The sequence below is a fragment of the Acidovorax sp. Leaf191 genome, from assembly GCF_001424425.1.
Lineage (GTDB): Bacteria > Pseudomonadota > Gammaproteobacteria > Burkholderiales > Burkholderiaceae_C > Acidovorax.
Window position 1 is genome coordinate 225,904 of record NZ_LMPT01000012.1, and the last position, 25,055, is coordinate 250,958.

The 25,055-nt window shown below is 64.9% G+C and carries 22 protein-coding genes and 1 pseudogene; 12 read left to right on the top strand and 11 right to left on the bottom strand.

The window, feature by feature from the left end; genetic code table 11:
* Positions 1-123: 123 nt before the first annotated feature.
* From ASG27_RS09545 to ASG27_RS09555, 3 genes are all read right to left on the bottom strand, one after another.
* Complete coding sequence (locus tag ASG27_RS09545; RefSeq protein ID WP_056416305.1) at positions 124-1,824, bottom strand: NAD+ synthase; 1,701 nt, start codon at positions 1,822-1,824, stop codon at positions 124-126.
* A 143-nt stretch (positions 1,825-1,967) separates the two neighbouring features.
* On the bottom strand, positions 1,968-3,164 hold the full coding sequence (gene pncB / locus ASG27_RS09550; RefSeq protein ID WP_056415271.1) for a nicotinate phosphoribosyltransferase: 1,197 nt from the start codon (positions 3,162-3,164) through the stop codon (positions 1,968-1,970).
* A 46-nt stretch (positions 3,165-3,210) separates the two neighbouring features.
* A complete protein-coding gene (locus tag ASG27_RS09555; protein WP_235508466.1) occupies positions 3,211-4,185 on the bottom strand; it encodes a cysteine hydrolase in 975 nt (324 codons plus the stop codon).
* Between the two features lie 177 nt (positions 4,186-4,362).
* On the opposite strand from ASG27_RS09555, the gene ASG27_RS09560 reads away from it, so the two are divergent.
* Both ASG27_RS09560 and ASG27_RS09565 read left to right on the top strand, forming a co-directional pair.
* Entirely contained in the window at positions 4,363-5,040 is a 678-nt protein-coding gene (locus tag ASG27_RS09560) for an NUDIX hydrolase (RefSeq protein WP_056415277.1), read from the top strand.
* 225 nt (positions 5,041-5,265) lie between these two features.
* Positions 5,266-6,510, top strand: coding sequence for a diguanylate cyclase (locus tag ASG27_RS09565; protein ID WP_056415280.1), 1,245 nt, complete (start codon positions 5,266-5,268; stop codon positions 6,508-6,510).
* Positions 6,511-6,618: 108 nt separating this feature from the next.
* Here ASG27_RS09565 and ASG27_RS09570 read toward each other — a convergent pair whose 3' ends face one another.
* The 3 genes from ASG27_RS09570 to metK form a co-directional block, all read right to left on the bottom strand.
* Complete coding sequence (locus ASG27_RS09570) at positions 6,619-7,071, bottom strand: hemerythrin domain-containing protein (RefSeq protein ID WP_056415282.1); 453 nt, start codon at positions 7,069-7,071, stop codon at positions 6,619-6,621.
* A gap of 49 nt (positions 7,072-7,120) precedes the next feature.
* Positions 7,121-7,306, bottom strand: a complete 186-nt coding sequence (locus tag ASG27_RS09575; protein WP_056415285.1) for a DUF1328 domain-containing protein — start codon at positions 7,304-7,306, stop codon at positions 7,121-7,123.
* A 325-nt stretch (positions 7,307-7,631) separates the two neighbouring features.
* Complete coding sequence (metK, locus tag ASG27_RS09580; RefSeq protein ID WP_056415287.1) at positions 7,632-8,813, bottom strand: methionine adenosyltransferase; 1,182 nt, start codon at positions 8,811-8,813, stop codon at positions 7,632-7,634.
* A 132-nt stretch (positions 8,814-8,945) separates the two neighbouring features.
* On the opposite strand from metK, the gene ASG27_RS09585 reads away from it, so the two are divergent.
* Positions 8,946-9,812 carry a lysophospholipid acyltransferase family protein gene (locus tag ASG27_RS09585; protein WP_056415289.1) on the top strand — a complete coding sequence of 289 codons (867 nt, stop codon included), beginning with the start codon at positions 8,946-8,948 and terminating at the stop codon, positions 9,810-9,812.
* Complete coding sequence (locus ASG27_RS09590) at positions 9,809-10,675, top strand: lysophospholipid acyltransferase family protein (protein ID WP_056415292.1); 867 nt, start codon at positions 9,809-9,811, stop codon at positions 10,673-10,675. The genes ASG27_RS09585 and ASG27_RS09590 overlap by 4 nt, the downstream gene beginning before the upstream one ends.
* 165 nt (positions 10,676-10,840) lie before the next feature.
* Here the strand turns inward: ASG27_RS09590 and ASG27_RS09595 are convergent, their stop codons facing one another.
* Both ASG27_RS09595 and yihA read right to left on the bottom strand, forming a co-directional pair.
* Complete coding sequence (locus ASG27_RS09595) at positions 10,841-11,746, bottom strand: alpha/beta fold hydrolase (RefSeq protein ID WP_056415294.1); 906 nt, start codon at positions 11,744-11,746, stop codon at positions 10,841-10,843.
* A gap of 50 nt (positions 11,747-11,796) precedes the next feature.
* On the bottom strand, positions 11,797-12,555 hold the full coding sequence (gene yihA, locus ASG27_RS09600) for a ribosome biogenesis GTP-binding protein YihA/YsxC (protein ID WP_056415298.1): 759 nt from the start codon (positions 12,553-12,555) through the stop codon (positions 11,797-11,799).
* A gap of 72 nt (positions 12,556-12,627) precedes the next feature.
* Here yihA and ASG27_RS09605 point away from each other — a divergent pair, with 72 nt between their 5' ends.
* The 5 genes from ASG27_RS09605 (at position 12,628) to ASG27_RS09625 (ending at position 18,900) form a co-directional block, all read left to right on the top strand.
* The gene (locus ASG27_RS09605) at positions 12,628-13,269 is read left to right on the top strand and encodes a c-type cytochrome (protein WP_056415302.1); all 642 of its coding nucleotides are present in this window, start codon (positions 12,628-12,630) and stop codon (positions 13,267-13,269) included.
* 160 nt (positions 13,270-13,429) lie between these two features.
* Complete coding sequence (locus ASG27_RS09610) at positions 13,430-15,595, top strand: cytochrome c biogenesis protein ResB (RefSeq protein WP_056415305.1); 2,166 nt, start codon at positions 13,430-13,432, stop codon at positions 15,593-15,595.
* A complete protein-coding gene (ccsB, locus tag ASG27_RS09615) occupies positions 15,592-16,938 on the top strand; it encodes a c-type cytochrome biogenesis protein CcsB (protein ID WP_056415308.1) in 1,347 nt (448 codons plus the stop codon). The genes ASG27_RS09610 and ccsB overlap by 4 nt, the downstream gene beginning before the upstream one ends.
* 174 nt (positions 16,939-17,112) lie before the next feature.
* Complete coding sequence (gene msrP, locus ASG27_RS09620) at positions 17,113-18,117, top strand: protein-methionine-sulfoxide reductase catalytic subunit MsrP (RefSeq protein ID WP_056415311.1); 1,005 nt, start codon at positions 17,113-17,115, stop codon at positions 18,115-18,117.
* Between the two features lie 117 nt (positions 18,118-18,234).
* Complete coding sequence (locus ASG27_RS09625; protein ID WP_056415314.1) at positions 18,235-18,900, top strand: sulfite oxidase heme-binding subunit YedZ; 666 nt, start codon at positions 18,235-18,237, stop codon at positions 18,898-18,900.
* A 98-nt stretch (positions 18,901-18,998) separates the two neighbouring features.
* Here ASG27_RS09625 and ASG27_RS09630 read toward each other — a convergent pair whose 3' ends face one another.
* Together ASG27_RS09630 and ASG27_RS27985 are read right to left on the bottom strand one after the other, a co-directional pair.
* A complete protein-coding gene (locus ASG27_RS09630; protein WP_056416307.1) occupies positions 18,999-19,817 on the bottom strand; it encodes an MBL fold metallo-hydrolase in 819 nt (272 codons plus the stop codon).
* A gap of 338 nt (positions 19,818-20,155) precedes the next feature.
* Positions 20,156-20,224 (bottom strand): annotated as a pseudogene (locus ASG27_RS27985) (LPS translocon maturation chaperone LptM); the annotation flags it as partial.
* Between the two features lie 12 nt (positions 20,225-20,236).
* Between ASG27_RS27985 and cyaY the strand changes: the two are divergent.
* Entirely contained in the window at positions 20,237-20,566 is a 330-nt protein-coding gene (gene cyaY / locus ASG27_RS09640; protein ID WP_056415320.1) for an iron donor protein CyaY, read from the top strand.
* Between the two features lie 135 nt (positions 20,567-20,701).
* Here cyaY and ASG27_RS09645 read toward each other — a convergent pair whose 3' ends face one another.
* On the bottom strand, positions 20,702-23,101 hold the full coding sequence (locus ASG27_RS09645) for a penicillin-binding protein 1A (protein ID WP_056415323.1): 2,400 nt from the start codon (positions 23,099-23,101) through the stop codon (positions 20,702-20,704).
* 269 nt (positions 23,102-23,370) lie between these two features.
* Between ASG27_RS09645 and ASG27_RS09650 the strand changes: the two genes are divergently transcribed.
* Entirely contained in the window at positions 23,371-24,450 is a 1,080-nt protein-coding gene (locus ASG27_RS09650; RefSeq protein ID WP_056415328.1) for a pilus assembly protein PilM, read from the top strand.
* On the top strand, positions 24,447-25,055 hold the full coding sequence (locus ASG27_RS09655) for a PilN domain-containing protein (RefSeq protein WP_056415331.1): 609 nt from the start codon (positions 24,447-24,449) through the stop codon (positions 25,053-25,055). The genes ASG27_RS09650 and ASG27_RS09655 overlap by 4 nt, the downstream gene beginning before the upstream one ends.

Below are 25,055 nucleotides of genomic sequence, written 5' to 3' on the forward strand. Positions count from 1 at the left end.
AACTGCGTCCATTCATGCTGAGCCCTTCGGCAGGCCCAGGGCACGCGTTGTCGACGCGCGTTGCCCGGCTTCGACAGGCTCAGCCCGAACGGGCGGGGTGCGTGGTACCGCCTGCGAATGTCGTCACACGTACTTTGCCGCGATCGGCATCTGCCGCCCGCTGCCGAACGCCCGGGGCCGAACGCGCAGTATGGGCGGGGCCTGGCGGCGCTTGTATTCGTTGCGCGCCACCATCATGCGCACGCGCTGCACCAGGGCGCGGCCGGCGTCGTCTTCTTGCAGGTTCGACACGAAGGTCTGCGCGGCGGTGAGTTCGGCGGTGGACAGGCGCTCGCCTTCGATCAAGAGCTTGAGCACTTCGTCCAGCACCGGGTAGGGCGGCAGGCTGTCCACGTCGCGCTGGCCGGGGGCCAGTTCGGCGGAGGGTTCCTTGTCGATGATGGCCACGGGGATCAGCTCGCGCCCGGCCTGCGCGTTGACGTGGCGCGAGAGCGCGAACACTTCGGTCTTGTACAGGTCGCCGATGAGGCCCAGGCCGCCGTTGGTGTCGCCGTACAGCGTGCAGTAGCCCACCGAGATCTCGGACTTGTTGCCGGTGGTGAGCAGCAGGTGGCCGAAGGCGTTGGAGTATTCCATCAGCACCGTGCCGCGGATGCGCGCCTGCAGGTTTTCGAGCGGCAGGCCCGCCAGCGGCTGGTCGAACGATTGCCCGAACTGCTGCGCGTAGCCCGCCACCAGGTCTGCGATGGGGTGGGTGAACAGCTGCACGCCCAGGTTGCGGCACAGGGCCACCGAGTCGTCGACCGAGCCGCTGCTGGAGTAGCGCGAGGGCATGGTGATACCCACCACGTTCTCGGGGCCCAGCGCCTGTGCCGCCAGGGCCAGGGTGAGCGCGCTGTCGATGCCGCCCGAGCTGCCCACCACCACCTGCCGGAAGCCGCAGCGGCGCGCGTAGTCCTTGAGGCCCAGCATGATTTGCTGGCGGTAGAACTCCATGGTGGGAATGCCCTCGGCCGGCACGGGGGCCGGGGCCTGGCCGTCGCCCATGGAGAAGTGGCCGTTGTCGAACTGCAGGGTGCGCACGTCCTCCACGAAGCGGGGCGCCTCGAAGACGATGCCGGCATCGGGCTCGGCCGCAAACGACGCGCCGTCGTACACCAGCTGGTCGTGCCCGCCCACCTGGTTGACGTACAGGATGGGCAGGCCGTGGCGGCGCGATGAGCCGCCGAAGATCTGGTGGCGCTGCTCGCGCTTGCCCACGTGGCTGGGGCTGGCGTTGATGCTGATCACCAGGTCCGGTGCGGCATCGCGCAGGCGCACGAAGGGGTTGGTGACGTAGTCGGCGCCGTGGTCGTTCCAGCCGTCTTCGCAGACCAGCAGGCCCACCTGGGCATTGCCCACGCGCAGCACCTTGGCCACGTCGGGGCCGGGCTCGAAGTGGCGGCGCTCGTCGAAGATGTTGTAGGTGGGCAGCAGCTGCTTGGCGTACGACAGCTTCACGGTGCCGCCCTGCAGCACCAGCAGGCTGTTGTGCAGCCGCTTGCCCGGCCCGCTGGCGCGCGTGGGCGTGCCCACCACCCAGTGCAGGGCAGGCAGCTCGGCCGATGCGGCCTGCAACGCAGCCACCCCGGCCTCCACGCGCTGCATGAACTCGGGCTCGTCCAGCATGTCGCCGGGGTAGTAGCCGCACAGCGAGAGTTCGCTGAACACGACGATATCGGACTGCTCGGCCGCGGCCTGCCGCGCGGCGGCCACCATGCGGTCGACATTGCCTTCGATGTCGCCGACGGTGATATTCAATTGAGCGATGGTGATGCGGAGCATGGTGTCATTCATCCTTAGGTTCGAGTTCATCGGTGGCCGCCGACACTGGCGCTGCCCATGCCAGGGACGCCGAACAAGGGCCGCCCCGCAGTGAGGGCGTCGTCCCCCTGGGGGGAAGGCGCGAAGCGACTCAGGGGGGCTTCTTATGCAACGTTGAAGACTTGGCGGAGGTAGGCCAGATAGGTTTCATCGTCGCACAGCGTCTTGCCCGGCGTGTCCGACAGCTTGGCCACCGCCTGGCCGTTGGCGCGGGTGAGCTTCATCACGATGTTCAGCGGCTTCATTTCAGGTGTGTCCCCCATGTCGTTGGTGAGGTGGGTGCCAATGCCAAAGCCCAGCTGCGTGCGGTCGCCGAAGTGGCGGTACAGCGACAGCGCCTTGGTGAGCGTGAGGCCGTCGGAGAACACCAGCCGCTTGGTGTTCGCGTCGATGCGCAGCTTGGCGTAGTGCGCCAGCGCCTTTTCGCCCCAGGCCACCGGGTCGCCCGAGTCGTGGCGCAGGCCGTCGAACAGCTTGGCGAAGTACAGGTCGAAGTCGGCCAGGAAGGCGTCCATGCCCACGGTGTCGGTCAACGCGATGCCGAGGTCGCCGCGGTACTCCTGCACCCAGTCTTCCAGCGCGGCCTTTTGAAAGTCGCGCAGCCGCACGCCCAGCGCCTGGTAGCTTTGCAGGTATTCGTGCGCCATGGTGCCGATGGGCACCAGGTTCAAATCGCGCGCCAGCAGCACGTTGCTCGTGCCCTTGAACCACTGGGGCGTTTGCTCTGCGAATGTCTTGACCACCTCGCGCTGCCAGTCGCCGCTGTAGCGGCGGCGCAGGCCGAAGTCGAACAGTTCGAAGGGGTGGCGCAGCGTGGCCTGCCGGGCCAGGTCCTGCAACTGCTGCACCTTGGCGGCCAGGCGCTCACGGCCGCTGGCCCGCGCTGCGGCGGCGTCGAAGCGGCGAAAGTACAGCTCGTTCACGATGGCCAGCACGAAGATCTCGAAGCCCATCACGTGCACCTGGGGGCCGCGCGCGACGATGGTGAGCGTGTCGCCCTCGGCCCGCGCCTCGATGAAGCTGCGCTGGAACTGGAAGATGCGCAAGAAGTCGATGAAGTCGCTCTTGATGAAGCGCAGGCCGCCCAGGTAGTCCAGCTCGCCCTTGGTGAAGCGCAGCGAGCACAGGTGGTCGAGCTCTGCGTTCACCTCCGGCAGCAGTTCGGTCAGCGGGTACAGCGGTTGGTTGCGGCACACGAAGCGGTATTCGCTTTGCGTCTGCGGGTGACGGTGCAGCAGGGCCTGCCACATGGTGAACTTGTACAGGTCGGTGTCGAGCAGGCTGGTGATGATGCGGGTCATGGTGATGCTCCTGTTTTTGTAGCTGGTTGCGCTGGTTCAGCATGCGCTAGAGATACTCTGCACGAATCGAGTTGCCAAGTGTGCACTGCGGATCGGGAAGGAGTGCAGGGCGCAAAACGCAGCCATAGCCGTAGCTATTGCGAGTATTTGCAACGCCGCAGGCCGCCCGAGACCGCAGATGCACACGGCGCGATGATTCGTGCAGAGCGCGCATGGCGTCGAGGAAGGTCTGGTGCTGTGGTTCGAAGCCGCCCACGGGGCTCATGCAGTCGGTCAGCAGCACGATGTGGCTGGGCCGGGCGCCTGCCGCCTGCAGGCGGGGCAGGTGCTGCACGATGTGCTCGGTGGTGGAGCGCACGCAGTGGCTGCTGGCTTCGCCGGCGATGAGGAGCAGGTCGGCGGTGTCGAGCGCCGCGAGCAGGCGGGTGTTGAGGGCGGTGTCCGGGTCGGCGGCGTCGACCACCTCGGCCCGGATGGCGCTGTAGTGCTCGGTCCAGGGGTTGGTGCCCTTGAACACGTTGTGCACCGCGCGCTGTTGCTGCAGCTGCCAGTCGCCGCAGGCGGCCAGCACGTCGGCATGCACGCCGTGGCCCCAGCTGCCGATCTCGCAGTGCACCGGCCAGACCATGAGCGTGTAGCGGCCCTGGGCTTCGAGCGCATCCAGGTAGGCCAGCGTGCGGGGCAACGCGGCGGCGCTGCGGGGCGTGAACGCGCCGCTGCGCACCTGGGCCGCCGTGATGGGGGTGAAGGGCGCGACGGCTGCGCCGCCTGCCTGCTGCCAGAACCCGGGATGGGCGATGTCGAAGCGCTGGTGCGAGTCGAGCGTGACGGTGATGGCGTCAAACCGTGCGCCCTGCGTGCGGATGAACGCGGCCAGGCGCTGCATGTCGGCATGGGCGCCGGCCACCGGAAGGCTGGGCGCTGTGCGGCTGCCGCGGGGCTGGGCAGGCAGCCAGTCGGCAGGCAGGTCGCAGAAGTCGTTTTGCGGGTCGATCACCAGCAACTGGATGTGGCGGGACATGGTCTTCTCCTTCGGGTGTTGAAGACAGTGTAGGGTTGTTAAATTAAAAATGCAACTAACTAAGATGCAACATGGTGTGTCGCCGCGAAGCGTGCGTATTGTGTGTGCGCTTGGGTTTTTGCATCTGCGGTGGTAGCCTTGTTCGTATATTGCTGCAATGAACTGTGTGATGGAGCCATGAACAACGACCGTGCCCCTGCCGTGATCTGCACCGTGGACGTGGTGCTGCTGACCCTGGAGCAGAGCCAGCTGAAGGTGGCCCTGGTGCGCCGTGAGCGGGCGCCGTTCGCCCAGGCGCTGGCCTTGCCCGGCGGCTACATCCATGCACAGGACGATGTGGACACGCAGGCCAGCGCCGCCCGCGTGCTGCGCGACAAGGCGGGCCTGGAGAGCCCGTACCTGGAGCAGTTGGCCACCTTCTCGGGCGCGGTGCGGGACCCGCGGGGCTGGTCCGTGGCGGTGGCGTACTGCGCGCTGGTGCCGCCCGAGACGCTGGCCCAGGCCGAGGGCCGCGTGGAGCTGGTGGCGGTGGATGCGTTGCCGCCCCTGCCGTTCGACCACCGCCAGATCATCGACACCGCCGTGGAGCGCGTGCGCAGCAAAAGCCAGTATTCGTCGCTGCCCGTGCACCTGTGCGCCGAGCCCTTCACGCTGCCGCAATTGCAGGCGGTCTACGAAGCGCTGCTGGGCGAGGCCATCAACAAGGTGAGCTTTCGCCGCAAGGTAGACGAGCTGGCCATGCTGGAGCCCGTGCCCGGCGCCCTGCAGACGGGTGGTGCGCACCGGCCCGCACAGCTGTACCGGGTGCGGCCGGCGTACCGGCGCAGCCTGTCGCTGAGCGCGCGCGGCTTGTAGGCAGTTTTTTGCCAGTGCCAAACTGCGGGCCCGGGCCATCGGTGTGCCGTGGGTGTTGCGCTGGGGCACGGTGGCAGAAAGTGTTGGACCGCCCCTGCAAAATCTGGCACAAACGCAGGCTTTGACGAGGGAGTGGCGTGCGCTGGCAGCCGCCCCGCCTGCAGCGGCGGCCCACGCCGTACCCATAACAAGCCGGCCACCCACGCTGGCACCCGAGGGAAATCCATGTCTTTGCGGCTGAAATTCAACCTGGTGCTGGCAGCCGTGCTGCTGCTCGCACTGGTCGGTGCGGGAGCCTATGTGCATCGCTTCCTGCAGAAGTCGGCCATCGAGGAGGTGCAGCACAACTCGCAGATCATGATGCACGCCGCCATGGCCATCCGGGACTACACCACCGAGCTGGTCAAGCCGCACCTGGACGTGACGCTGGCCGAGAAATTCCTGCCGCAGACCGTGCCCGCCTACGCCGCCACCGAAACCCTGCGCCGCCTGCAGGGCCGGTTTGCCGGCTACGAATACAAGGAGGCGGTGCTCAACCCCACCAACCTGCGCGACCGTGCCAACGAGTGGGAGGAGCGCATCATCAGCGACTTCCGCGAAGGCCGCGTGGACGTGAAGAAAGAGGTGACGGGCGAAGTGGGCGAGGGCATGCACCGCGCCATGTACGTGGCCCGGCCCATCACCATCAAGCAGGCCCAGTGCATGGCCTGCCACAGCACACCGGCTGCCGCGCCGCCGACCATGCTCAAGATCTATGGCGACAAGAACGGCTTTGGCTGGGGCATGAACGAGACGGTCGGCATCCAGGTGGTGAAGGTGCCGATGTACTTCCCGCTGGAGAAGGCGCGCCAGACCTTCTACACCGTGATGGGCGCGCTGCTGGCCAGCTTCGTGCTGTTGTTCGTGGTGCTCAACCTGTCGCTCTCGTCGCTGGTGATCGAGCCCATGGCCCGGCTCAACGCCAAGCTGGAGGACTTGGCCACCAAGGACTTCCTGACCGACCTGGTGAACCGCCGCCGGTTCTTCGAGCGGCTGGAAACCGAAATGGCCGACACGCGCATCAAGAAGAGCCACCTGTCGGTGGTGATGTTCGACATCGATTTCTTCAAGCGCATCAACGACACGTTCGGCCACGACTCGGGCGACGTGGTGCTCAAGAGCACTGCGCTGCGGGTGCGCGAACTGCTGCGCACCTCGGACTGCGCCGCACGCTTTGGCGGCGAGGAGTTCATCATCCTGCTCAAGGAAACGCCGGTGGACGCCGCGATGGCCATGGCCGAGGCGGTGCGCGCACGCATTGCCGGAGCGCCGTTCGATTCGGTGGGGCATGTGAGCGCAAGTTTTGGCGTGGCCACCTGGGACCACCACGAAGATGCCCACGCCCTCATCAAGCGTGCGGACACCGCGCTGTACGTGGCCAAGTCCAAGGGCCGCAACTGCGTGGTGCAGGCCGAGGATGCCACAGCCTGACCACCTCTGGAGCGCTGTGCTCAGGCCTGTGCAGGGCGCGGAGCGCAGCAGCCCGGCCGTGACTGCCTGCGTCGCGCCCCGTGGGCCCCGCGCTGCGACAACAGGTTCTCAGGCCGTCGTGGTCTTGGCTTCTTCGTAGGTCGCCAGGTATTCCTTGGCGAGCTGCGTCTTTTGCTTTTCGGTCAGCAGCTTGCCCGCCATCTGGAAGAACTTGTGTTCCTCTTCTTTCAGGTGGTGCTCGACCTTTTCGGCGAGCTTCTTGGCCAGCGGCAGCCACGCGGGCGTTGCAGGGTCGGCCTCTTCGATGGATTCCACCAGCTCATCGAGTTCGTGGTGTTCCGAGATCGCGTGGCGCGACAGATCCACGCCGGCATCGTGCGCCATCAGCGGAATGTAGAAATGCCGCTCTTCGCCCAGCTCGTGCGCGAGCAGTTCGGTTTTGAGCTGCTCGAACAGTTCGTGCCGCTCGGGCGTGTCGCCGCTGGTGTTGACCAGCTGCTTGCACAGCTCGCGTTGCCGTTCGTGGCTTTCGCGCAGTGCTTCAAAGATGTTGAGTGCCATGGGAGTCCTGATTTCTTGTGTCGATCGTGGGGTGAAGCCGGCGGTGCGGTTACTTCAGCGCCTTGCGCGCTGCACCTACGCCCACGGCAGCAAGGATCACGAACACCACGGCGATGATCAGGAAGATCACGAACAGCACCTTGGCAATGCCTGCGGCGCCGGCAGCCACGCCGGTGAAGCCCAGTGCGCCTGCAACCAGGGAGATCAGGGCAAAAATGATGGCGTACTTCAGCATGATGGTCGCTCCTAGCGGGGGTTGAAGAGCAGCCCGGGGCTGCGTGAGGGTGTGCTGGAACGATACCGGCGGGGCCTGGGCACAGCCGTCAGCATGGGCGGGATGCGGGTGTAGGAGAGAGTCGCCGGGGCAAGGTTTGCGCGGACCTGGTGTTTGGTGAGCAGGCAAAAGAAAAGCCGCAACGCGGGGCGTTGCGGCTTTGATGGGGACTGTTGGGGGGCCAGGATGCGGCGGCGGGTGTATCCGTACCTTGGTCTCCGTTCACATCGCTGCGCGATATGAGCTGCGCCCGAAGACCGATGCCGCGCGAGGAGCGCGGCGGGCTTTACAGCCCGGCTGCCGCACGCAGTGCGGCAGCTTTATCGGTCTTCTCCCAGCTGAACTCGGGTTCTTCCCGGCCGAAGTGGCCATACGCAGCCGTCTTTTCGTAGATCGGGCGCAGCAGGTCGAGCATCTGGATGATGCCCTTGGGGCGCAGGTCGAAGTGCTCGCGCACCAATTCGGCCAGGCGCTCGTCCGGGACCACGCCAGTGCCTTCGGTGTAGACCGTGATGTTCATCGGCTCGGCCACGCCGATGGCGTACGCCACCTGGATCTGGCACTGGCGGGCCAGGCCGGCAGCCACGATGTTCTTGGCCACGTAGCGGGCGGCGTAGGCGGCCGAGCGGTCCACCTTTGTGGGGTCCTTGCCGCTGAAGGCACCGCCGCCGTGCGGGCAGGCACCGCCGTAGGTGTCCACGATGATCTTGCGGCCGGTCAGGCCGCAGTCGCCCTGGGGGCCACCGATGACGAAGCGGCCGGTGGGGTTGATCAGGTAGCGGGTGTTCTGCAGCCATTCCTTGGGCAGCACGGGCTTGATGATCTCTTCGATGATGGCTTCGGTGAACGAGGCCTTCATCTTGGTCTGGGTTTCGCTCTGGTCGGGGTGGTGCTGGGTGGACAGCACCACGGTGTCGATGCTGTGGGGCTTGCCGTCCACGTAGCGCATCGTGACTTGCGACTTGGCATCGGGGCGCAGGAAGGGCAGGCGGCCGTCCTTGCGCAGCTGGGCCTGGCGCTCCACCAGGCGGTGGGCGTAGTAGATGGGCGCGGGCATCAGCTCGGGCGTCTCGTCGCAGGCGTAGCCGAACATCAGGCCCTGGTCGCCGGCGCCGGTGTTCAGGTGGTCGTCGGACGCGTGGTCCACGCCCTGGGCGATGTCGTTGGACTGCTTGTCGTAGGCCACCAGCACGGCGCAGCCCTTGTAGTCGATGCCGTAGTCGGTGTTGTCGTAGCCGATGCGCTTGATGGTGTCGCGCGCCACCTGGATGTAGTCCACGTGGGCGTTGGTGGTGATTTCGCCCGCCAGCACCACGAGGCCGGTGTTGGTCAGCGTTTCGGCGGCGACGCGGGAGCGGGGGTCTTCCTTGAAGATCGCATCGAGGATCGCATCCGAGATCTGGTCGGCCACCTTGTCGGGGTGGCCTTCGGACACGGATTCCGAGGTAAAGAGAAAGTCGTTCGCCATTTGAATAAACTCCTGTGTTCCGGCATTTGGGGCGTTGCCCTCACCCCGAAGGAGCTGTGGCGAACGCTTTAGCAGATTTTTTTAACGTCGCCCTGCAAGTTGCTCATTTAACTCAGCGACCCCGTTATTTTAATGCCAGTCGTGTTCCGTTTCTTTTCTGTGTTCCCGCTGTGGTTGCTGCACGCCCTCGGCGCGGCGATGGGCTGGGTGGCGTTTGCGGCGTCGCCGACGTACCGGCGGCGCTTTCTGGCCAACGTGGCGCTGGCGGGCTATCCGTTCGGCGCGGTGCGTGCCGCCGTGGCACACGCGGGCCGCATGGTGACCGAGTTGCCCCGCCTGTGGCTGGGCGCGCCCATGCCCTGCCGCCTGGAGGGCGAGGCGTGCGTCGAGGCGGCCTATGCGGCCGGCAAGGGCATCGTGTACCTCACGCCGCACCAGGGGTGCTTCGAGCTGTCGGCCCAGGCTGCCGCGCGCCGCTGGAGCGCCGAGCGCGGCCCCATCACCGTGCTGTACCGCCCTGCGCGCCAGGCCTGGCTGGCCAAGGTGATGGAGACCGCGCGCAACCGCCCCGGCATGCTGGCCGTGCCCACCACGCTGGCGGGGGTGCGCCAGATGATCAAGGCCCTGCGCCGCGGCGAGGCCGTGGGCCTGCTGCCCGACCAGGTGCCGCCCGACGGACAGGGGTTGTGGTCGCCCTTTTTCGGCCGCGATGCCTACACCATGACCCTGGCCGCGCGGCTGGCGCAGCAGACGGGCGCGGCGGTGGTGCTGGCGCGGTGCGAGCGGCTGTCCTGGGGCCGTGGCTACGTCACTCATTTCGAGCCGCTGCCGGCGCCGCTGTCGGCCGACATGGACCAGGCCTTGCTGCAGATCAACCAGGCCATGGAACACCTCATCCGCCAGTGCCCCGAGCAGTACCTGTGGGGCTACGCCCGCTACAAGCAGCCCCGTGCCGAGGCCGCGCCGCCGGCTGCACCGGCTCCGGAGACCGCAGCATGACCGGCCGCCTGGGCGTGTGGTTCATGCGGGTGCTGGCACTGCTGCCGCTGCCGGTGCTGCGGGGCCTGGGCTGGCTGCTGGGGCAGGTGGCCTTTGTGCTGGCGGCGCCCCGGCGGCGGGTGGCGCTGCGCAACCTGGCGCTGTGTTTTCCGGACTGGACGGAGGCGCGCCGCCGCGCGGTCGCGCGGGCGAGTTTCGTGGCGTTTTGTCAGACCTGGCTCGACCGCAGCTGGCTGTGGGCCGCGCCGCGCGAGGTGGTGGAGCGGCGCGTCGTGCTCAAAGGCGCCATCCACGAGCTGGAGGGCGACACGCCCACCATCCTGTTCGCGCCGCATTTCTACGGCATGGATGCGGGCGGCCTGGCGCTGCCGTTGCATTCCAGCCGCGCATTCACTTCCATCTTCGCCACCCACCCGGACCCCGCCGTGGACGCCTGGTTCATGGCGGGGCGCCAGCGTTTCGGCGATGTGCGCATGCTCAACCGGTCTCACGGCGTGAAGCCCATCATCGCCAACCTGCGCCAGGGCGGCCTGCTGTACCTGCTGCCCGACATGGACTATGGCCGCAACGATTCGGTGTTCGTGCCGTTCTACGGCGTGACCACCGCGACCATCCCGTCGCTGTCGCGCTTTGCGCGGCTGGGGCGTGCCAAGGTGGTCGGGGTGTATTCGCGCATGACGCCCACCGGCTACGTGGCCGAGGTCTCGCCCGCGTGGGCGAACTTCCCCACCGACGACGTCGATGCCGACACCGAGCGTATGAACCGCGAGCTGCAGGCCGTGATCGACACCATGCCCGAGCAGTACTACTGGGTGCACAAGCGCTTCAAGACGCGGCCCGAGGGCGAGCCAGGCTTGTATTGATTCCCCACTGAGCCGCTTGCGGCGTCTTCCCTCTCCGGGGGCCGCCACCCGTGGCCTGGCAGAGCCGGTTCCACGGTGGCACTGGCCTGGGGTGCGCCAGTGGGCAAGATGGCAGATGCTCATGAAAATGGCCGCTGGCGCTTGTCTGCCAGGCGCTGGCAGCTATCAATTTGATTGCAAAAACCGGCGCAGCTCCAGCGCCACGCGCTCCGGGTGCTCGTGCACGACCCAGTGCGAGGCCTGCTCCACCTTGTGGATCTGCAGCTGCGGAATCCAGCCCGGCAGTCCGTCCAGCAGACCCGGCAGCAGGGCCGGGTCGTCCATGGCCCAGAGCACCAGCGTGGGCACGGCGACCGTGAGCATGGACTCGGGCAGTGTGATCGCTTGCGCGCCGGGCTCCCCGTCCCGTGGCGGGCGGATGGGGCTGGCACGGTAGTAGTTGCACGCGCCCGTCAGGCCCTGCTGCCACAGCGCGCGGTACTGGGCGCGCACGTTCTCGGTGAGCCACGCCGGGGCGCGGCCCTGGGGGTCGTCGAAGAAGCCGAACAGGCGGCGGAAGTCGTTCTCGGCCAGCAGGGCTTCGGCGTCCGGCCTGCACAGGAAATGCATGTACTGGCTGGCGGCCTGCTGCGCCGGGTTGTGCGCCAGCTCGCGCACGAAGGCACCGGGGTGCGGCGAGTTGACGATGGCCAGGCGCTTCATCAACTGCGGTTGCTGGTTGGCCAGGTTCCAGGCCACGGCGCCGCCCCAGTCGTGCGCCACCAGGCATTCGAGCGGCGCCTGCGGTGACTCGGCGGCGATGAGCGCCACCAGGTCCTGCACCAGGTGCTTGGCGCGGTAGGCCTCGACCTCGGCGGGGCTGCTGGAGGCGCCGAACCCCCGCAGGTAGGGGGCGACGCAGCGGTAGCCGCCATTCTCGGGCCGGGCAAAGTACGCCAGCTGCTCGTCCCAGATGAACGCGCCTTCGGGGAATCCGTGCAGAAACAGCAGCACGGGCCGGCCGGCCACGCCGCTCACGCGGCAGTGCAGGGTGATGCCGTGGGGCAGGGCGACGGAGCGGGTCTGGATCATGGCGCTATGAATTAAATAGCTGATAGCGCCCGTTGGGTCAGCGCTAAGGCCTAGTTTTGCTGAGAATCCTCAAGCGCATCCGACGTGGCGCTGGCGGTGGCGGGGCCATCGGCAGGCAACGCGGCGGGGGCGCCGGGCTGCACCGGGTGCGCCCACTGCCACAGCAGCTGCGCCACCTCGTCCACGCCCTGCTTCTTGAGGGCCGAAAACATCATCACATCTCCGCCCGCCGCGTTCAGTCGCGTAATCGACAGGACCCTGGCTTGCTCGGAGCGTGTGAGCTTGTCCGCCTTGGTCAGCACGATGAGGAATTTGAGGCCTTCCTCGACGCGGGGGCGCAGCACTTCGAGCAGCGCCTCGTCCAGCTCGGTCAAGCCCAGGCGCGGGTCGCACAGCAACACGATGCCCGTGAGCCCGGGGCGGCTGACCAGGTAGTTGACCATCACCTGCTGCCAGCGCAGCTTGTCCGAGCGCGACACCTTCGCGTAGCCGTAGCCGGGCAGATCCGCCAGCACCGCATCGGTCACGCCGTGCTTGCCCAGCGAGAACAGGTTGATGTGCTGCGTGCGCCCCGGCCTTTTGGAGGCGAACGCCAGCTGCTTTTGCTGGGTGAGCGTGTTGATGCAGGTGGATTTGCCCGCATTGGAGCGGCCCACGAAGGCGATCTCGGGCACGTGGATGGGCGGCAGGTGGTGCAGCTGGGCGGCCGTGGTGAGGAACCTGGCCGTGTGCATCCAGCCCATGGCGATCTTCGCGTCGGGTGCGGGCGGGAGGGAGCCAGCAACTGGCGCAGTGGGGGAGGTCGTCATGGAGTATTGGGTTACGAGAGAGCCTCATTGTAGAATCGCGAGGTTTTTGCGCCCATAACATAGACCCTCGATATGAAGTTGCTTGCCTCCTTGTTGACAGCTGCCGCATTGGCAGCACCTGTTTTCTCGGCCTTTGCAGCGGGGGAAGCTCCTGCGGCACCGCCCAAGGCGGCCAAGCCCGATCTGGTCAAAGGCGAGGCCAGCTTCACGGCTGTGTGCGCAGCCTGCCATGGCGCCGATGGCAACTCTGCCATCGCAGCCAACCCCAAGCTGTCGCAGCAGCACCCTGAATACCTGGTCAAGCAACTGCAGGAGTTCAAGTCCGGCAAGCGCAACGACCCCGTCATGAAGGGCTTCGCCTCGGCCCTGTCGGACGAGGACATGAAGAACATCGCCTACTGGGTGACCTCCAAGACCGCCAAGCCTGGTTTCGCAAAGGACAAGGAACTGGTCTCGCTGGGCGAGCGCATCTACCGCGGCGGCATCGCCGACCGCAACATCGCCGCCTGCGCCGGCTGCCACAGCCCCAATGGCTCCGGCATCCCGGCCCAGTACCCCCGCCTGTCGGGCCAGCATGCCGACTACACCGTCAAGCAGCTGGTGGAGTTCCGCGAAGGCAAGCGCGCCAACAGCATCCAGATGACGCAAGTGGCCGCCAAGCTGAACGACAAGGAAATCAAGGCCGTGTCGGATTACATCGCCGGCCTGCGCTGATTGATCCTCGTCAACCCACGGCGGCTTTTTTAAGGGCGCCGCACGGAACCTACCGCCAATAACAACCCCAAAAAGGGTGGGTCCATCGCACGGATGGCCCCGCCCTTTTTGCTTTCCACTTCCCGCGCCTCGCAGCACCCGCTCTTTCTCCTCTTCATCCATGTCCGACAACACCCAGGGCCTTCGCGTCCAGTCTGGTTCAGCAGCCCTGCGCGCCGGGGTCGAACTGCTGTCCTCCATGCGGTTCGCGATCTCGCTGCTGACGGTGATCTGCATCGCTTCGGTGATCGGCACGGTGCTCAAGCAGCATGAGCCGGCGGTCAACTACGTCAACCAGTTCGGGCCATTCTGGGCCGAGCTGTTCGGCGCCATCCAGCTCAACGCGGTGTACAGCGCCTGGTGGTTCCTGCTCATCCTGGCGTTCCTGGTGACCAGCACCTCGCTGTGCATCGCGCGCAACACACCCAAGATCCTCACGGACCTCAAGGTCTACAAGGAAAACATCCGCGAGCAGAGCCTCAAGGCCTTTCACCACAAGGCCGAGGCCGACCTGAACGAGTCGGCCGAAGCCGAGGCGCGCCGCATCGGCACCATGCTGGCCGGCGGCGGCTGGAAGGTGCGCCTGCAGCAGCGCGACACGGCGGCCGGCCCGGGCACGGGCTGGATGGTGGCCGCCAAAGCGGGCGCGGCCAACAAGCTGGGCTATATCGCTGCGCACAGCGCCATCGTGCTGGTGTGCCTGGGGGGGCTGCTGGACGGCGACCTCATCGTGCGGGCCCAGATGCTGCTGGGCGGCAAGACGCCCTACCAGGGCGGTGGCCTGATCGCCGACGTGAAGCCCGAGCACCGCCTGTCCGAGCGCAACCCCACGTTCCGGGGCAACCTGCTCGTGGCCGAAGGCACGCAGTCGAGCACGGCCATCCTGAACCAGTCCGACGGCGTGCTGCTGCAGGACTTGCCGTTCGCCATCGAGCTCAAGAAATTCATCGTGGAGCACTACTCCACCGGCATGCCCAAGCTGTTTGCCAGCGAGATCGTCATCCACGACAAGGCCACGGGCGAGAAGACCCCGGCGCGCGTCGAGGTGAACCACCCGGCCAGCTACAAAGGCATCGAGATCTACCAGTCGAGCTTCGACGACGGCGGCTCGCACCTGAAGCTGCGTGCCGTGCCCATGGTGGCGGGTGCCAAGCCGTTCGACATCGAGGGCGTGGTGGGCAACTCCACCGAGCTCACCAACAAGGGCGGCGGCCCGGGCAGCGACAAGCTCACGCTCGAATTCACCGCGCTGCGCACCATCAACGTGGAGAACTTCGCGGGCGCCGGCCCCGGCAGCACCGGCGTGGATGTGCGCAAGGTCGACCTGCGCGAATCGGTGGAGTCGCGCCTGGGCGCGGCCAACAAGACGGTGACCAAGAAAGAGTTGCGCAATGTCGGCCCCAGCGTGAGCTACAAGCTACGCGACGCCGCTGGCCAGGCCCGCGAATTCCACAACTACATGCTGCCGGTGGACACCGGCGATGGCGCGCCCGTGTTCCTGCTGGGCGTGCGCGAGACACCGTCCGAGCCGTTTCGCTACCTGCGCGTGCCGGCCGATGATGCGGGCAGCATGGATGGCTTTTTGCGCATGAAGGCCGCCTTGGCCGACCCGGAGGCCCGCGAGGTGGCAGTGCGTCGCTACGTGGCGCAGGCCATCGATGCCTCGCGCCCCGAGCTGGCCGAGCAGCTGCGGCAGTCTGCATCCCGCGCGCTGGCGCTGTTCGCGGGACGGGGCATGGTCGATGGCAAGCCCACCGGCGGCCTGCAGGCGGTGTCGGACTTCATGGAAGCCAACGTGCCCGAGGCCGAGCGCGCGCGTGCTGGCGAAGTGCTGGTGCGCATCCTGAACGGCACGCTGTTCGAGGTGGCGCAGCTGTCGCGCCAGCGCGCCGGCCTGCCGCCGCTGCCGCAGGATGAAAAGACGCAGGGTTTCATGACGCAGGCGGTGCTGTCGCTGTCCGACGCGCAGATCTACCCCGCACCGCTGGTGTTCGAGCTCAAGGACTTCACGCAGGTGCAGGCCAGCGTGTTCCAGGTGGCACGCGCCCCGGGCAAGAACATTGTCTATCTGGGCTGCGCCTTGCTGATCCTGGGCGTTTTTGCCATGCTCTACGTCCGCGAGCGCCGCGTATGGGTCTGGCTCGCACCCCGCGACGGTGATGGCACGCGCAGCCACGCCGTCATGGCCCTGTCGACCAATCGAAAAACCATGGACGGCGACCATGAGTTCGTCCAGCTCGCACAGAAACTGATCGGGGCCACCAAGGCCCCGGAAGGCACCGCATGAACACCGCCACCCGCAACACGACCACCGTGATCACCCTGAACGAGGGGTTCTTCGCCCGCCGCAACTGGTTCGACTGGCTGTTTGCCGCCATCGTCGTGGCAGGGGGGCTGTATGCACTGCAGCGCTACGGCAGCTTCATGGATGTGTACGAGAAGGGCATCCTGCTGGGCGCCATCCCGTGCACCATCTGGCTGTGCTGGTTCTGGCGCCCGCTGCGCGTGCTGCTGCTGGTGGTGGCGGCGGTGGCGCTGATGGCCATCGGCCTGTACCAGCACGACGGCGCGGGCAGCCTGGCGCGTGCCGACACGGTGTTCGGCCTCAAGTACTTCCTGTCCAGCCAGTCCGCCATTTTGTGGATGAGCATGCTGTTCTTCATGAGCACCATCTTCTACTGGGTGGGCATGTTCTCCCGCGGCGAAGGCCGCACGATGAGCCTGCTGGGCTCGCGCATCGCCTGGGTGGCGGTGGCCATGGCGCTCATCGGCACGCTGGTGCGCTGGTACGAGAGCTACCTCATCGGCCCGGACATCGGCCACATCCCGGTGAGCAATCTGTACGAGGTGTTCGTGCTGTTCTGCTGGATGACCGCAGCGTTCTACCTGTACTACGAGCAGCAGTACGACACGCGCGCCCTGGGCGGCTTCGTGATGCTGGTGGTGAGCGCGGCGGTGGGCTTTCTGCTCTGGTACACCGTGGTGCGCGAGGCGCACGAGATCCAGCCCCTGGTGCCGGCCCTGAAAAGCTGGTGGATGAAGCTGCACGTGCCCGCCAACTTCATCGGGTACGGCACCTTCGCGCTGGCTGCCATGGTGGCCTTTGCCTACCTGATCAAGCAGCAGGCCACCGAAACCCGCTGGTACAAGCTGGCCCCGCTGTGGCTGCTGGGCGTGGTGCTGTGCTTCGAGCCCATCGTCTTCCGCCAGGGTGCCACCGAGAACGGCGGCAGCTACTGGATGGTGTACTTCGGCATCTCCGCGCTCATCGTCGCGGGCATCCTGCTGGGCCGCAAGCGCATCGCGGCGCGCCTGCCGTCGTTCGAGATCCTGGACGACGTGATGTACAAGTCCATCGCCGTGGGCTTTGCGTTCTTCACCATCGCCACCGTGCTGGGCGCCCTGTGGGCGGCCGAGGCCTGGGGCGGCTACTGGAGCTGGGACCCGAAGGAGACCTGGGCGCTGATCGTCTGGCTCAACTACGCGGCCTGGCTGCACATGCGCCTGATGAAGGGGCTGCGGGGCACCCTGTCAGCCTGGTGGGCGCTGGTCGGCCTGGCGGTGACCACGTTCGCCTTTCTGGGCGTGAACATGTTCCTGTCGGGGCTGCACAGCTACGGCACGCTGTAAGAAGAACGCCGGGGCGCCATTCCCCGGGGTATGGCGTGGTGCGAGCGGGGCGGTGGGGTCGGCGCGATGGAAACTATTGCGTCTTCGGTGTAACCTGAGCGGTACAGGGAACGAACTAGCAGTTGTTCTGCTCTATCGTCACACTGTTTCAACCCGAGAACACCGGAGACCGCCATGCTGATCCCGCCCCGCGACAAAGGCTTCAACCACCCGCACTCCTCGGAGATCACGCCGCGCTCGGTCTACGAGGACCGGCGCCAGATGCTGCGCCTGATGGCCGGTGGTGCCGCAGGCGCTGCCCTGGCGGCCTGGGCAGGGCGCGAGGCCATGGCGCAGGCGGCGGCAGTGCCCAAGCCCGGCAAGCTGGCCGCGCTGGCCAGCACCCGGTCGACGGTGGCCGGGGCGGTCACCATGGAAAAGCTCACCGACTACAAGGACGCGAGCACCTACAACAACTTCTATGAATTCGGCACCGACAAGGCAGACCCTGCCCGCAATGCTCACACCCTGAAGACCACCCCCTGGACGGTGGAAGTCGAGGGCCTGGTCAAGAAGCCGGGCAAGTACAGCATCGAAGACCTGCTCAAACTGAGCGCGCAGGAAGAGCGCATCTACCGCCTGCGCTGCGTGGAGGGCTGGTCCATGGTGGTGCCGTGGGTGGGGTATTCGCTGGCCGAGCTGATCAAGCGCGTGGAGCCCCAGGGCAGCGCCAAGTACGTGGAGTTCGTGACGCTGGCAGACAAGGCGACCATGCCCTTTGTCGGCTCCCGCGTGCTGGACTGGCCGTATGTGGAAGGCCTGCGCATGGACGAAGCCATGCACCCGCTCACGCTCCTGAGCTTCGGCATGTATGGCGAGGTGCTGCCCAACCAGAACGGCGCGCCGGTGCGCTTGGTGGTGCCATGGAAATACGGCTTCAAGAGCGCCAAGAGCCTGGTCAAGATCCGCTTCGTCGAGAAGGAACCAGGCACCGCCTGGAACAAGGCGGCCAAGCAGGAATACGGCTTCTACTCCAACGTGAACCCCGAAGTGGACCACCCCCGCTGGAGCCAGGCCACCGAGCGGCGCATCGGCGAAGACGGCCTGTTCGCCAAGAAGCGCAAGACGCTGATGTTCAACGGCTATGAAGCCCAGGTCGGCCAGCTGTACGCGGGCATGGACCTCAAGAAGTTCTACTGAACTGCGGGCGCCGGGCAGGGCCACCGACCAGCGCCCGCTCGGCCTCCGATACCCAACTACACACCTGCGACATTAAGTCTGCACGCCAGAACGCCGATCCCCCAGCCTGGGCACCCCATGCAAAAACTCTTGCTTCATCCGGCCGCCAAGCCCGTGGTGTTCGTGCTGTGCCTGCTGCCCCTGGCCTGGCTGGTGTATGCCACGGCCGCCAACCAGCTAGGCGCCAACCCGGCGGAGGCGCTGATCCGCGCCACCGGTGACTGGACGCTGCGTGCGCTGTGCCTGGTGCTGGCGGTGACGCCCGTGCGCGTCATCACTGCCACGCCGCAGCTGGCGCGGTTTCGGCGCATGCTGGGTTTGTTCGTGTTCTTCTACGCCGTGCTGCACCTGTTGAGCTACGGCTGGTTCGACATGGGGTTCGATCTGCCGGACATCCTGCGCGACATCGCCAAGCGGCCCTTCATCCTGGTGGGATCGCTGGCCTTGCTGCTGCTCACCCTGCTGGCGGCCACATCGTTCAACCGCGCCATCAAGGCCATGGGTGCGAAGCGCTGGCAGGCGCTGCACCGCACGGTCTATGCCGTGGCGGGGCTCGGCATCCTGCATTTCTTCTGGATGCGCGCCGGCAAGAACAACTTTGGCGAGGTCGCGGTGTACGCCGCCATCCTGGCCGCCTTGCTGGGCTGGCGGCTGTGGCACCGGCTGCGCAAGGACCGCGTTGCGGCCCACCGTGGCGGGGCCGCCAGCCGGCCTGCAACGCCGGCCGCACGCGCCAAATCCTGAAGAAGCGCAACGGCTTGATTTGCTATTAAAATGATAGCTGACAGCGCTTGACTATCAAGCGGCAGAGGGGATTTTGACCCTTGAAGACCAGCTGCGCGCTAGCGCAATGGCTGGGCACGCATTTGCCGGCTCACCGGATCGATGTGGGCCGTGGGGATCTGGTAGGCCCGGTCGTCAAAGAGATCGATGCCGCACATCAGCTTCTCGATCCAGTCGAAGAAGTCGCCAATGGCCTTCTTGCCCATGATGGGAGCGCCATGCTGCGGCACCAGCATGGAAATCTCCAGCTTCCGCGCCATCTGCGTCCACAGACGCAGAATCTTGTTGGAGACCATGTAGCGGCGGTGGAACCCCTCCATGCGCGGGATGTGGGGCTTGAGGTCGGTAACCGGCACGCGCGCTTCGGCCCCCGACATCATCGACACCCCCAGGTCGCCCGTGAACAGAATGCGGCTGACCGGGTCGTAGAAGTGGAAATTGCCCTCGGAATGCATGAAGTGCGCCGGCAACAGCACCAGCTCATGGCGCCCCAGCGGCAGGTGGCCGCCGCTGTCGGGCACGCCGATAACGCGGTTTTCGGTCTTGCCGACCTTGGTGAAGTGGGGGGCAAACCGCTCCCACACGCGCGAGATCACCAGGTCCGCCTTGGTGCTGGTCATCCAGCGGTCCAGCGAAGCGATGATGTCCGGGTCCGCGTGGGATGCAATCAGGTAGGACAGCTTGTGCGGGGGGAAGTGCTTGGTCATCCCCATGAACAGCTCGTTGAAGGCCAGGTTCCCGCCCGGGTCGATGATGGCGCCCGTGTCGTCGTCCACGATCAGGAATTGATTGGCCTGCACGGCCTGGCCGTCTTCCTCGATCAGGTCGGTGAACATCAGACAAGCATGGTTCTTGTCGCGGTAGAGTTCCAGGGCCATGGCCATCCTGCAGTGCAATAAAGCACCGAATCTACGATGGCCCCTTCGCAACGTCCTTGATGGAAATCAAGGGTCAGAGGATTGATGCGCAGCGGGCTTGTCCGGGCTTGGCTGCGGCTGCACGTGCGCGTTCAGCGCGGGGTGGAGGCCGCAGCGGCTGGGGCCGGCGCGGTGGCCTCGGGCGCGGACGGGCTGGCGGAGCTGTCCGTATCGACACCTGCGCCGGTGCCGGTACTGCTGTTGATGTTCATGCTGCTGGGCGTGAGGGTTTGCGGGAGCGTGGCGCGCTGCGCTGCCGCAGGGTCGGTGGGCAGATACAGCGGCCCACGTTGACCACAACCGGCAAGCGCTGCCGCACTGGCAGCAAGGACAAGCGTCCTGACTAGAATTTGGGAAGCTTTCAACATGCGCAAATTGTAATGACCGACCTCGAATTCCTGGACCACGCCGAAAAACTGCTTCTCGCCGTCGAGCGCAGCTGTGATCGCATCAACGATGACACGGACGCCGATGTGGATGCGCAGCGGTCGGGCGGCATGGTGACGCTGACCTTCCCCAACCGCACCCAGATCGTGATCAACCTGCAACGGCCGCTGCACGAAGTATGGATGGCCGCCAAGTCCGGTGGCTACCACTACAAGTTTGACGGCACCGCCTGGCAGGACACCAAGGGCGCCGGCGACTTCTTCGCCTGCCTGACCCGTGATGCCACGCAGCAGTCCGGGATGCCGCTGCAGTTCACCGCCTGATGGGAAACTTTTCCTGATAGCAAAAGCAGGACATAGGAAGCAGCAGCAGCAGCCCGCTGCGCTGAATGCAGGCGCTTCTGGCTGGCGGCCGTTCGCTGTCCGGCCACCAGTCCTTCGGGGAGTGCTCCGGGACTGTCAGTTGCGGAACAGATCGAGGATGCGGTTTCGCTCTTCGGTAGGCGGTGGTGCGTGGGGGGCCGCACCTGCGGGCGATGCGGCAGACCGGTCGTCCAGCCCCACATTCGCGACGCCTGCATTGCGGGCGTATTCTTCATAGAACCACTCGCCGCCCACGTTCACGACGCCTGGCGGCACCTTGGCCTCCATGACCGGCACGCCCTTGAGCGCCCGCTCCATGAAGCTGATCCACACCGGCAGGCTCAGGCCCCCGCCGGTTTCGCGGCTGCCCAGGTTGCGCGGCGTGTCGTAGCCGATCCAGGTGACTGCCGCGACGGTGGGCTGATAACCTGCAAACCACGCATCCACGGAGTCATTCGTCGTACCGGTCTTGCCATACAGGTCCGGGCGCTTGAGCGTGGCCTGCGCGCGGGCCGCCGTGCCAGAGCGCGTGACCTCCTGCAGCAGGCTGTTCATGATGAACGCATTCCGGGCGTCGATGGCGCGGGGTTGCTCGCTGGTCTCGGGTGGCGTCGTTTCTGAGATCACGCGGCCCTTGTGGTCGGTCACCTTCGCGATCAGCCAGGGGTTCACCCGGTAGCCACCATTGGCAAACACGGAATAGGCGGTCGCCATCTGAAGCGGGGTGACCGACCCGGCACCCAGCGCCATCGTCAGATACGCCGGGTGCTTTTCCGCATCGAAGCCAAAGCGCGACACCCATTCCTGGGCCGTCTTGGGGCCGACCGCCTGCAAGATGCGGATCGAGATCATGTTCTTGGACTTGGCCAAGCCCGTGCGCATGCTCATCGGGCCGTCGTACTTGCCGTCGTAGTTCTTGGGCTCCCAAGGCTGGCCGCCGGTGGTGCCCGCATCGAAGAACAGCGGCGCGTCGTTGATGACGGTGGCGGGCGTGAAGCCTTTTTCCAGCGCCGCGGAGTAGATGAAGGGCTTGAAGCTCGAGCCCGGCTGGCGCCATGCCTGCGCTGCATGATTGAACTTGTTCTTGTCGAAGTCGAAGCCGCCGACCAGAGCGCGAATTGCACCAGTGCGGGGGTCCAACGCCACGAGAGCACCTTCCACTTCAGGGAGCTGCGTGATCTCCCAGGCATTCTTGGGCGTCTTCACCACGCGGATCACCGCGCCACGCCGGATCTTGATGTTGGGCGGCGCCTTGTCGCTCAGCCCGGACTGCGCGGGCTTGAGGCCGTCGCTGGTGATTTCGAGGGTGTCGCCGTTGGCACGCGCCGCAACAATCTTGCGGGCCGACGCCTCCAGGACTACTGCAGACAGCACGTCGCCGTTGTCGGGGTGGTTGGCCAGCGCATCGTCGATGGCGTCTTCCACCTCTTGAGCGCTGGTGGGCAGGGCCACGAACTTTTCAGGGCCGCGGTACTGCTGGCGGCGCTCGTAGTCCATGATGCCGCGGCGCAGGGACGTGTATGCGGCTTCCTGCTCTGCGGCATTGAGGGTGGTGTACACATTGAGGCCGCGGGTGTAGGCCTCGTTGCCGTACTGCGTGAAGATGAGCTGGCGGGCCATTTCTGCCACGTACTCTGCATGCACGCGCGTGTTGTCGGGGCCCGAGCGGATCTTGAGCTCTTCCTTCTTGGCCGCCACGGCTTCTTCGGCGGTGATGAAGCCGTTCTCCTGCATGCGCTCGATGATGTAGAGCTGCCGCGAACGGGCGCGCTTGGGGTTGCTGATCGGGTTGTAGGCCGAAGGAGCCTTGGGCAAGCCGGCCAGCATTGCAGCTTCCGCAATCGATACTGATTTCAATGGTTTGCCGAAATAGGCCTCGGACGCCGCGGCAAAACCATAGGCTCGATTCCCCAGATAAATCTGGTTCATATAAATCTCGAGAATCTGATCCTTTGTCAATAAATGCTCGAGCTTGAACGTGAGTAAGATTTCGTAAATTTTGCGAGTAAATGTTTTTTCTGACGTCAGATAAACATTCCGCGCCACCTGCATTGTGATAGTCGAGGCGCCCTGGCTCTTCACGCGGCCTAGATTGGCCAGGCCTGCGCGCACGACACCCTTGTAGTCGACCCCTCCGTGCTGGAAGAAGCGGGCGTCCTCGATGGCGAGCACCGCGTCTTTCATGACCGTGGGGATTTCCTTGATGGGTGTCAGGTTGCGGCGTTCTTCGCCGAACTCGCCCAGCAAGGCTCCCTCGGAGGAGTAGACCCGCAAGGGCAGCTTGGGGCGGTAGTCCGCTAGGTCAGAGATGTCGGGCAGGTTGGGATAGGCCACCGCCAGGGCGACTGCAATGGTCAGGGCCAGCCCGAAGGCGCCGGCCAACGCCAGGCCTGCAGTCCAGGCGAAGGCAAGAAAGATCCAGCGAAGCCAAGTGGGGCGAGCGCGAGGGGCGGGGGAGTCCGACTTGTCGGAAGGCTTCGATGGAGAGGGCGACATATCGCTCCGAGGGGGTAAGACCGCCCATTATAAAAAATGCGTGTCCCTGGAAGGGGAAATCCTGTGTTCATGTAGTCCGATCGCCCGCCGAAAGGTGGGAAGTCGCCGCTGAACGGTGTTGCGCAGGGACTGAAAATCGTCTGCTTTTGGCAACGCTCCAACAACGTTACACGGGGAAAAATCTTTGCTGGAGAAGTACCTTACTGATAGCATTCATGTGAAGTGTTAAGTTTTGTTGCCTCGTTTTGGCAAGTTTTAGGGGACCAATCTTGAGCTCAGCTGGGTCGTTGTTCAGTCGCCAATCCGCGCCGCTACTGGGAATAGACATCAGTTCGTCCAGTGTCAAGCTGGTCGAACTTGCGCGTAACAAGTCGGGTGCCTTGGTTCTGGAGCGATGTGCGATCGAGCCTCTGGAGCGGGGCTGGATCAGTGATGGAAACATCGAGAAATTCGACGAAGTTGCCGATGCGCTGCGCCGTCTGGTGAAGAAAAGCGGCACGCGAACGAAGAACGTTGCCTTGGCGCTGCCTCCGTCAGCGGTCATCACCAAAAAAATCACGTTGCCTGGCGGCATGACTGAACAAGAACTGGAGGTTCAAGTTGAGTCAGAGGCCAACCAGTACATCCCATTTTCGCTGGATGAAGTAAGTCTCGATTTCTGCGTTATCGGTCCTAGCAAGAGTGCTCCGGGGGATGTCGAGGTGCTGATTGCCGCGTCGCGCCGAGAGAAGGTCCAAGACCGCCAAGGCTTGGCAGAGGCTGCGGGACTCAAGCCTGTGGTGGTTGACATCGAGTCGAATGCTTCGCGTCTCGCCGCGGGCCGCTTGATAGAAGCGCTTCCCAACAAAGGCGTGGACTCCATCGTGGCGCTGTTCGAAGTGGGAGCCATTACTACCAGCATGCAAGTGATTCGTAACGACGAAATTCTTTACGATCGCGACCAGGCGTTTGGAGGCGCTCAGCTAACGCAGTTGATAGTTCGCCAATACGGGTTTTCATTGGAGGAAGCCGAAAGCAAAAAGCGAAGCGGTGACCTCCCCGAGGACTACCAGACGGCAGTGCTGCGTCCGTTCGTGGATAGCATGGCCCAAGAAATCAGCCGGGCTCTGCAATTTTTCTTTACGAGTACTCCACACAATCGCGTCGATCACATCATGCTGGCTGGGGGGTCGGCACCTTTGCCGGGTCTGACGGAGGCGGTGACGCAACAAACCGGTTTTGCCTGCAGTGCAGTCAATCCATTTGACGGCATGGAAATTGGAAGTTCCGTGCGTTTGAAAAAAATGGTGCGTGAAGCGCCGTCCTATCTGACCTCTTGTGGTCTTGCCATGCGGAGATTTTTGCAGTGATTCTCATCAATCTTCTACCTCATCGGGAAGCCGCACGCAAGCGCCGCAAAGAATTGTTTCAAGCGACCATGTTTGGGTCGTTTCTCATTGGTTTGGTGATTGCTGGAGCTATCTATTGGTGGTTTCAAATGATGATCACTGCGCAGCAAGAGAAGAATGTTTTTCTCCAAGGAGAAATTAAAATCCTTGAGGATCAAATAAAGGAAATTGCGACAATTGAAGATGAAATCGCGGCTTTGAAAGCGCGTCAAAAAGCCGTGGAAGACCTGCAATCGGATCGCAATCTTCCTGTTCATTTGCTTAACGAATTGGTTAAGCAGGTTCCTGAGGGGGCCTACATCACGAGCATCAAGCAAACGGAAAGCGTGATTGCTATGCAAGGTGTGGCTCAGTCTAACGAGCGGGTTTCAGAGTTGTTGAGAAACTTGACTGATAATACTCCTTGGCTGTCAAAACCTGAGTTGGTTGAAATTATTGCGAGCAATATTGCATTGACGCAAAAGGATCAGCGGCGGGTGTTTGCTTTCAATCTGCGATTCAGGCTCATGCGTACGGGTGACATAAAATCTGCAAGCGTAGCTGCCAGCGCTGCGCAGGGGAAGTAA

Coding starts and splice junctions, on each gene's coding strand:
- cyaY (WP_056415320.1), top strand. CDS start 20,237: ATGACCGACCTCGAATTCCTGGACCACGCCGAAAAACTGCTTCTCGCC.
- ASG27_RS09565 (WP_056415280.1), top strand. CDS start 5,266: ATGTCTTTGCGGCTGAAATTCAACCTGGTGCTGGCAGCCGTGCTGCTG.
- ASG27_RS09625 (WP_056415314.1), top strand. CDS start 18,235: ATGCAAAAACTCTTGCTTCATCCGGCCGCCAAGCCCGTGGTGTTCGTG.
- pncB (WP_056415271.1), bottom strand. CDS start 3,164: ATGACCCGCATCATCACCAGCCTGCTCGACACCGACCTGTACAAGTTC.
- yihA (WP_056415298.1), bottom strand. CDS start 12,555: ATGACGACCTCCCCCACTGCGCCAGTTGCTGGCTCCCTCCCGCCCGCA.
- ccsB (WP_056415308.1), top strand. CDS start 15,592: ATGAACACCGCCACCCGCAACACGACCACCGTGATCACCCTGAACGAG.
- ASG27_RS09630 (WP_056416307.1), bottom strand. CDS start 19,817: ATGGCCCTGGAACTCTACCGCGACAAGAACCATGCTTGTCTGATGTTC.
- ASG27_RS09570 (WP_056415282.1), bottom strand. CDS start 7,071: ATGGCACTCAACATCTTTGAAGCACTGCGCGAAAGCCACGAACGGCAA.
- ASG27_RS09645 (WP_056415323.1), bottom strand. CDS start 23,101: ATGTCGCCCTCTCCATCGAAGCCTTCCGACAAGTCGGACTCCCCCGCC.
- metK (WP_056415287.1), bottom strand. CDS start 8,813: ATGGCGAACGACTTTCTCTTTACCTCGGAATCCGTGTCCGAAGGCCAC.
- msrP (WP_056415311.1), top strand. CDS start 17,113: ATGCTGATCCCGCCCCGCGACAAAGGCTTCAACCACCCGCACTCCTCG.
- ASG27_RS09555 (WP_235508466.1), bottom strand. CDS start 4,185: ATGTCCCGCCACATCCAGTTGCTGGTGATCGACCCGCAAAACGACTTC.
- ASG27_RS09545 (WP_056416305.1), bottom strand. CDS start 1,824: ATGCTCCGCATCACCATCGCTCAATTGAATATCACCGTCGGCGACATC.
- ASG27_RS09560 (WP_056415277.1), top strand. CDS start 4,363: ATGAACAACGACCGTGCCCCTGCCGTGATCTGCACCGTGGACGTGGTG.
- ASG27_RS09590 (WP_056415292.1), top strand. CDS start 9,809: ATGACCGGCCGCCTGGGCGTGTGGTTCATGCGGGTGCTGGCACTGCTG.
- ASG27_RS09610 (WP_056415305.1), top strand. CDS start 13,430: ATGTCCGACAACACCCAGGGCCTTCGCGTCCAGTCTGGTTCAGCAGCC.
- ASG27_RS09585 (WP_056415289.1), top strand. CDS start 8,946: ATGCCAGTCGTGTTCCGTTTCTTTTCTGTGTTCCCGCTGTGGTTGCTG.
- ASG27_RS09605 (WP_056415302.1), top strand. CDS start 12,628: ATGAAGTTGCTTGCCTCCTTGTTGACAGCTGCCGCATTGGCAGCACCT.
- ASG27_RS09575 (WP_056415285.1), bottom strand. CDS start 7,306: ATGCTGAAGTACGCCATCATTTTTGCCCTGATCTCCCTGGTTGCAGGC.
- ASG27_RS09595 (WP_056415294.1), bottom strand. CDS start 11,746: ATGATCCAGACCCGCTCCGTCGCCCTGCCCCACGGCATCACCCTGCAC.